At 47.6% G+C, this 6,833-nt stretch carries 7 protein-coding genes and 1 pseudogene; 3 read left to right on the top strand and 5 right to left on the bottom strand.

Translation table 11 applies throughout. The features are described from left to right. The first annotated feature begins 180 nt into the window (after nt 1–180). A complete protein-coding gene (locus DXU84_RS21910) occupies nt 181–582 on the top strand; it encodes a hypothetical protein (RefSeq protein ID WP_153376654.1) in 402 nt (133 codons plus the stop codon). A 220-nt stretch (nt 583–802) separates the two neighbouring features. Here the strand turns inward: DXU84_RS21910 and DXU84_RS21905 are convergent, their stop codons facing one another. From DXU84_RS21905 to DXU84_RS21895, 3 genes and pseudogenes are all read right to left on the bottom strand, one after another. Beyond that, nucleotides 803–1,270 carry a hypothetical protein gene (locus DXU84_RS21905; RefSeq protein ID WP_153376653.1) on the bottom strand — a complete coding sequence of 156 codons (468 nt, stop codon included), beginning with the start codon at nt 1,268–1,270 and terminating at the stop codon, nt 803–805. Nucleotides 1,271–1,275: 5 nt separating this feature from the next. After that, nucleotides 1,276–1,533, bottom strand: coding sequence for a hypothetical protein (locus tag DXU84_RS21900; protein ID WP_153376652.1), 258 nt, complete (start codon nt 1,531–1,533; stop codon nt 1,276–1,278). Between the two features lie 147 nt (nt 1,534–1,680). Next, nucleotides 1,681–1,996 (bottom strand): annotated as a pseudogene (locus DXU84_RS21895) (ISNCY family transposase); the annotation flags it as partial. A gap of 768 nt (nt 1,997–2,764) precedes the next feature. Between DXU84_RS21895 and DXU84_RS21890 the strand changes: the two are divergent. Further along, nucleotides 2,765–3,016, top strand: a complete 252-nt coding sequence (locus DXU84_RS21890) for a helix-turn-helix transcriptional regulator (protein WP_013574116.1) — start codon at nt 2,765–2,767, stop codon at nt 3,014–3,016. A gap of 71 nt (nt 3,017–3,087) precedes the next feature. Here the strand turns inward: DXU84_RS21890 and argG are convergent, their stop codons facing one another. Together argG and DXU84_RS21880 are read right to left on the bottom strand one after the other, a co-directional pair. Continuing rightward, nucleotides 3,088–4,449 (bottom strand): argininosuccinate synthase, encoded by a 1,362-nt coding sequence (gene argG / locus DXU84_RS21885; protein WP_015689414.1) that lies wholly within the window; start codon nt 4,447–4,449, stop codon nt 3,088–3,090. Nucleotides 4,450–4,599: 150 nt separating this feature from the next. Next, complete coding sequence (locus DXU84_RS21880) at nt 4,600–5,505, bottom strand: LysR family transcriptional regulator (RefSeq protein WP_037035253.1); 906 nt, start codon at nt 5,503–5,505, stop codon at nt 4,600–4,602. Between the two features lie 128 nt (nt 5,506–5,633). Between DXU84_RS21880 and DXU84_RS21875 the strand changes: the two genes are divergently transcribed. After that, on the top strand, nt 5,634–6,773 hold the full coding sequence (locus DXU84_RS21875) for a M20 family metallopeptidase (RefSeq protein ID WP_153376651.1): 1,140 nt from the start codon (nt 5,634–5,636) through the stop codon (nt 6,771–6,773). The last annotated feature ends 60 nt before the right edge of the window (nt 6,774–6,833 follow it).

Genomic DNA, 6,833 nt, shown 5'->3' with positions numbered 1-6,833 from the left:
TTCATGGGGATGTCCTCATGTGGCTTATGAAGACATTACTAACATCGTGGTGTATTAATCAACGGGGAGCAGGTCAGCTATTTTGTTCTTATAAATGTAATTATCAGATTGGATTGACATTCACCAATAAAACATTTTATCTAATGTTTCAATTGAATACACACATCAATAGAGGCTGCCATGAGTTACATTCACGTTCTTGTAAAAATGAAAAAAAGCGGAAATTCAAAGGCTAAATCAAATGAAAAATTAAAGATTTATATTGAATCTGATTGCGACAATGAAGATGAGGTTTTAGAAAATATAATCATTCCTTACGTCTCTAATTCAACTAGAATTTTGATTGAAGGTGCTTTTATTTCAGCTGCCGACATCGAACAAATGACAGTGGTAAAGAGCGATGAAGATAGTAAAAAACTCTATGAGAAAGCTTCAGCAGAAAGCGAAGCTCGTTCATCTCGCATGGCATCTCAAGGCGTACTCATGGGAGGACTTGGAGTGTCGATGTACGGAGCGATCATTCAGATGGGAGAGGATATCACCACTGAAATCATACGCAAGGCCATGAAAATGAATAAATAAAATCAACGCTACTTACATGATATGTATGTAAGTAGCGTATTCTGTGTGAGATCCTCGATGACGAGCTGGTTATCCCTGCTACCATCGTAGGTTTCAAAGCTCACTAGAATTGTCTAATTAGTGGGTGGCTCTTTAGAAATGTCCATATATTGAAAAGGCCGTTGCGAAAATCTCTCCACAGTGGCCTATTTAGCATAACGTCATTTTGCGAACCAAACCCTTAACTTTCTACCCACTTATCATATATTTTTTTTATATTACGATAAGGGGTGCTAGCACCAAATTTATCCTCATGGTCCTTGACTGCGAGGGTAATTAGCTCTCTATATTCTGCTTTCATCTCCGTTTCATCAAGATAATTTTGCTTAATACAAAAACATAATCTATCAAGAGCATTCAAATACATTTGAATCGCTTCATTGAATCTAAGCGCAGCAGCATCATATTTTTCATCTTGGGGAAGATTAGCAAACTCACCAATAGCAATACCTGCAGAACTTAACTCCTGTCTTCTTGCGGCGATTTGACTCTCTAGTGCAAGGAGTGAATTTAATCTATTGATTTTATTGGATTCAACAGCTTCCTTTATTTGCCCCTTCACTCCCTTTAGCATCCATAAAGCTATTATTGCTGAAATTGAGTAAACAATTAAACTCCAGAAATTATAAGACTCTTGTACCATAGTCATGGTTATTAACTCGCTTTTTTAGCTATAATGCTTTTAGCATCCGCTATTATTTTACTTAAAGAATCCCCGCCCTGGCTCTCACTAATATAATGTGGTCGAGAGTTTAGAAGGTTATATAATTCAATCCAAAATTGTTTTTCACTAACTGAATTAACACCAGAGTTGATTAAAACTCTTTCCGCCTCTGCTATGATTGCTTTGTAGCCTCGTGGGTTATCACTCAGTTTTTCAAAAGTTTTTCTTGCATATTCACCAACGGTCATTAAAAAACTCCTTTTAAGGTTTTCTCTCATTTACTAAATTTATGTATCGTTTGTTAGCTCTTACCGCGAAGCGGTTGGGACTTCTGGTTACTCCCGAATTTCACTCCGGTTTCCCGGGGCTTTCCTTCGTATATCATACCATTGAAGCTATTTCATTTTGCCGAAATTTTTCTCAGAACGTGATTGCAGTGTCTTCTAGGGTTCCTAGCATATCGTCGCAGTTAAGTGAACGCTGGGATTTCTTCTCAGTTGGTTTTATGCGCCGTCGCGTGAGGCCATTTCCGTCAGGTATCGCCTGAGAGCAGTTATTGTCGCGTTTGTCCTGAACCAGTTTAATAAATTCGAGTGTGCGCCCGAGGCGCTTGTTGTCCACGATAGCACCTTGGTCAATTTCCTGAAGACGACCATAGGTGGCATCCGGATAATGCCAGACCTCGATATATGTGAACGGGCCACGCCTGCTCTTCGCTCATAGCAGCCCTTGTATACTTAGCTGCCTGTGGCAGGTACGTACCAGGAGTGGAAATTCCACACTTCTGCTTATGTTGCCAAAATCGGTATGCCACTACATGTTGTAAAGTTCTCTACGAAAGGTGGAGCGAAGAGTTGTGTATAGGAATGTGTATATAAAATTAATATTACAATATTTAATTCATAAATATCATTGTGTTATTTATTTATTGCTGTTCCCTTCACCCCGCTCCAAAAGCTTCTTCCTCAAATCTGTTCAATACCCCAAAAAAATTCACTACCCGACTCCGTTTATTCGTCTTCCTGTGACGACGTTTTGCATATCCCAAATTTGGTCTGATAACTAAAAAAATGATGCAAATCAGCTCCCTTCCTTGGGGTATTAAGGTCAGATCGCAATGCGGAAACATTGACTGTTTTATGGTTTGCGAAACCCCCACCCAGCCTCCCCCTTCGCAGGAGGAGGAGCACACCTGCAATCCCTGCAACTCCTTGCAAACCATTAAATTTATCTGGAATCATCACCTCAGTTTCGTTCTTAGCCACTTGGTTTAGTCACGCGCTTTACGCTATAGTCGCGTCGCTGCGGCAAAATCCGCAGCCGGGCGTGAGAACTCGAACTCTACTGGAAACGGCACAATTTCTGTTGTGCGAAAACATCAGCTTAGTTAGATGGAGTTCTCAATGAACCTGTATCAGTTATTCACCTTTTTACCTTTCCCACATTCCCCTGTGATCCTGACATCAGGAGCACAAACTCATGAATAATCAAGACTGGCATCAGGCAGATATTATTGCGGCGTTACGCAAGAAGGGTACGACACTGGCGGCGGTATCACGGGCTGCGGGGTTAAGTTCTTCAACGCTATCGAATGCGCTTTCGCGTCCGTGGCCGAAAGGGGAAATACTGATTGGTCAGGCAATTGGTGTGCATCCTGCGGTGATCTGGCCGAGCCGTTATTACAACCCGAAAACACATCAGTTAATTGAACGCCGTACACGAAATCATTAGGTGCAAATTATTGAGCGGGCAGGGCATCAGTAATGATGATGATCCTGCCCGCTCGTTTAAGCTAACAGCAATTACTTATTCTTCACCTGCAATCCGCGTGGCAGATTATTGTTATCCACCTGCGGTAAACCGGTAGAGGCGGAAGAAGTCAGCAAGCCTGTCTCAACATAGTTTTGCAGCTTCTCGCGGGTATCGGTGATGTCCAGGTTCCGCATGGTCAGCTGACCAATACGGTCATCCGGTGAGAACACAGAATCGCCTTTTTCCATGGTCAGACGCTCTGGTTTGTAAGTCAGGTTCTCAGATACCGTATTCATGATGGTGTAGTCATTACCGCGACGCAGTTCCAGAGTCACTTCACCGGTGATTTCGCTGGCGACCCAACGCTGTGCGGAGTCACGCAGCATCAGAGCCTGCGGATCGAACCAACGGCCCTGATACAGCAGACGACCCAGTACACGGCCATTTGCATGGTATTGCTCGATGGTATCTTCGTTATGGATACCGGTCAGCAGACGCTCATAAGCGATGTGCAGCAGCGCCATCCCCGGGGCTTCGTAGATGCCACGGCTTTTGGCTTCAATGATACGGTTTTCAATCTGGTCGCTCATCCCCAAGCCATGACGACCGCCGATGCGGTTGGCTTCCATCATCAGCTCCACGCTGTCGTCAAAGGTCACGCCATTCAGTGCGACAGGATAACCACGCTCAAAACGGATGGAGACTTCTTCCGCTTTCACGACCACATTCTCGTCCCAGAATTTCACGCCCATAATCGGGTTAACGATTTTGACGCCGGAATCGAGGAATTCCAGATCTTTGGCTTCGTGCGTTGCGCCCAGCATGTTGGAGTCAGTGGAGTAGGCTTTCTCGGTCGACATTTTGTAATCGAAACCGGACTGAATCATAAATTCGGACATCTCATGACGGCCACCGAGTTCATCGATAAAGTCGGTATCCAGCCACGGCTTATAAATCTTCAGTTCAGCATTGGTCAGCAGACCGTAACGGTAGAAACGTTCAATGTCGTTACCTTTATATGTGCTGCCGTCGCCCCAGATATTGACGCCGTCTTCTTTCATTGCGGCAACCAGCATGGTGCCGGTCACGGCACGGCCCAGCGGCGTGGTATTGAAGTAAGTCACGCCCGCCGTAGTGTTATGGAATGCGCCACACTGAATGGCGGCAATCCCTTCTGCAACCAGTTGTTTACGGCAGTCAATCAGGCGGGCTTTCTCTGCACCGTACTCCATCGCTTTACGCGGAATGGCATCGTAATCTTCTTCATCAGGCTGACCCAGATTGGCCGTGTAGGCATAAGGAATCGCCCCTTTTTTCTGCATCCACAGCAGGGCTGCACTGGTGTCCAAACCGCCGGAGAATGCAATCCCCACACGCTGATTGATAGGAAGGTGCTTGAGAATAGTTGTCATCGGTTAAATCCTGTATGAATGGGGGTCTGTCTGCTAAAAGTTTCAATGCCTATATTGATATCGCAAAACCGGCGTCGGGTAAAAGACATTTTGCATATTTATGTAAATTTTACCGCATAACTATCTAATTGTCATGCACTGCAAAACGCCTTACCGCTCATTTTGTTTCTGGAAAAAATTCAGCAGTAACTGCCATAAATGATGCGCTGCGGGCGTGAAACGCCGGTCTGAATTGCGCAATAAATGGCACTGGGCTTCGGTGGCGATAGGGTGATCAATGGGAACCGCCACCAGAATGTCGTGCTCGATGCGTTCACCTGCCGCCTGTGCGCTCATAAAGGAAATCCCCATGCCTGAAATGCTCAGGCTCATGGCCGTCGAGAACAGGTTACAGCGGTAGGCAGGAGTGAACAAAAAACCTTTGCTCTGGAACATCGCGTTCATGTGGCGTTGCAAACCAAACGTCTCACTGAGCGAAATCAGCGGGTGCTTGTTCAGTTCTTCGATCGAGACTGTTTTCAGATGTGCGATCGGGTGCTGCGGATTGACCACTGCGCAGATCGGCCCCCACGGAAAACTGTGTCGCTTCAGTTCCGGGTTACCAATCGGGCCAAACGCCAGTGCCATATCGGCCTCTCCCTGGACAATCGACGCCAGTGTTTCCTGCATATTCCCTGCGACAATTTCCACAAAAACATTGGGATAAGATGTCGCAAAGTTTTTCAGTACGTGCTCGACAAACGTATCAACCAGTCCGGCACCGACGCGAATGGTGACTGCGCCGCCTTTCATATAGCGCAAATCTTTTAAATGCCGCTCCAGTTTTTCGCGACGTATCCGGCTTTCAAAAAAATCATCCGCCAGCAGTTTTCCTGCATCGGTCAGCACCACTGTGCGTCCGCTGCGTTCAAGTAAGGGCAGTTGCAGTGTGCGTTCCAGCAGGGCGATCTGACGGCTGATCACCGAAGCGTTGACGCCCAGAATATCGGCCGCACGGCGGATCCCGCCCTGGATCCCCACCTCGTAGAGATAACTGATCTGCTTCTCGTGAAACATCTGGCTCATCGGTGTTCCCGGTGTCTGTTGACCAAAAGGCAACAATATAGTCATTGAAACGACATTTATATTATGTGATGGGTTGTAGATAATCAAAATTGACGACAAAACAGACATCGGGAAATTTCATGCCAACCGTGTATGACTATCTGCAACAACATGCCTCGCTGATCCTCAGTGATATAAAGCGCCTGGTTCAGGCCGAATCCCCTTCGCTGAATAAAGTGGCGGTTGACCGTTGCGGAGACGTACTGCAAAGCATCATGGCGGAGCGGCTGGATGTGCAGGCACAGGTTTGCCCGCAGGAAAAACTCGGCAATCATCTGCTGTTCAGTGTCGGTAACGGGCCGCAGGTGACCAGTATTCTTGGCCATTTCGATACTGTGTGGGAATGCGGTGAGCTGGAGATGGTGGAAAAAGACGGCCGTTTATATGGGCCCGGTGTGCTGGATATGAAAGGCGGGCTGGTGCAGGCAATCTGGGCGGTGCGGGCGCTGGTACAAACCGGCGTGCTGTCGCCGCATCGCATTCAGTTTATTTGTCCTTCGGATGAAGAACTCGGCAGCCCGTCATCGCGTAAATGGATTGAACAATGTGCTGCTGATTCCGCACGGGTTCTGGTGGCCGAACCGGCCGTGGCGCGTACCCATGAGGCCAAAATTGCCCGTAAAGGATCCGGCAGGTTTGAAGTGAAAATCACCGGTCGTTCGGCCCATGCGGGCAACAATCCGGAAGATGGCATCAGCGCGATTGAGGAAATGGCGCATCAGATTTTAGCCCTTCACAGCCTGAATGCCCCGCAGGCTGGCACGACGGTCAACGTCGGACTGGCAAGCGGTGGCGGCAAAATTAATGTGGTCGCCGATCATGCCGTACTGGGTGTGGATTTACGTGTGAGCAATATGGCAGAGGCCGCGCGCGTGGAAGCGGCCATCAAAGATTGCCAGCCGCATCTTGCAGGTGCGCAGGTGGTGGTCACCGGCGGGATGTCCCGCCCGCCAATGGAACAGACACCGCAGAATTTAGCGCTTTTTTTGCAGGCGCAGCATGCCGCTGAACGGCTGGGAATTGCGCTGAAAGGCAAAGCGGTCGGCGGCGGCAGCGACGGTAATTTTACCTCGGCGCTGGGTATCCCCACGCTCGACGGACTGGGTGCGACAGGCTCCGGCATTCATGCCCGGGACGAGCATATTATTATTGATGATATTCCGCTGCGGACAGCGTTGCTTGCTGAAATAATTCTGGGCAGCGGGGAAGTAGCCATATGACATGTTGATAAACAGTGCATGAAATAAAATACCCGGGCCCTTTATTGGTGCGTCATAAAC

It is taken from the genome of Rahnella sp. RcJ3, assembly GCF_009498575.1.
Lineage (GTDB): Bacteria > Pseudomonadota > Gammaproteobacteria > Enterobacterales > Enterobacteriaceae > Rahnella > Rahnella aceris.
The sequence above is the reverse complement of the archived record's forward strand: the minus strand, read 5'-3'. Positions and strand labels throughout refer to the sequence as shown.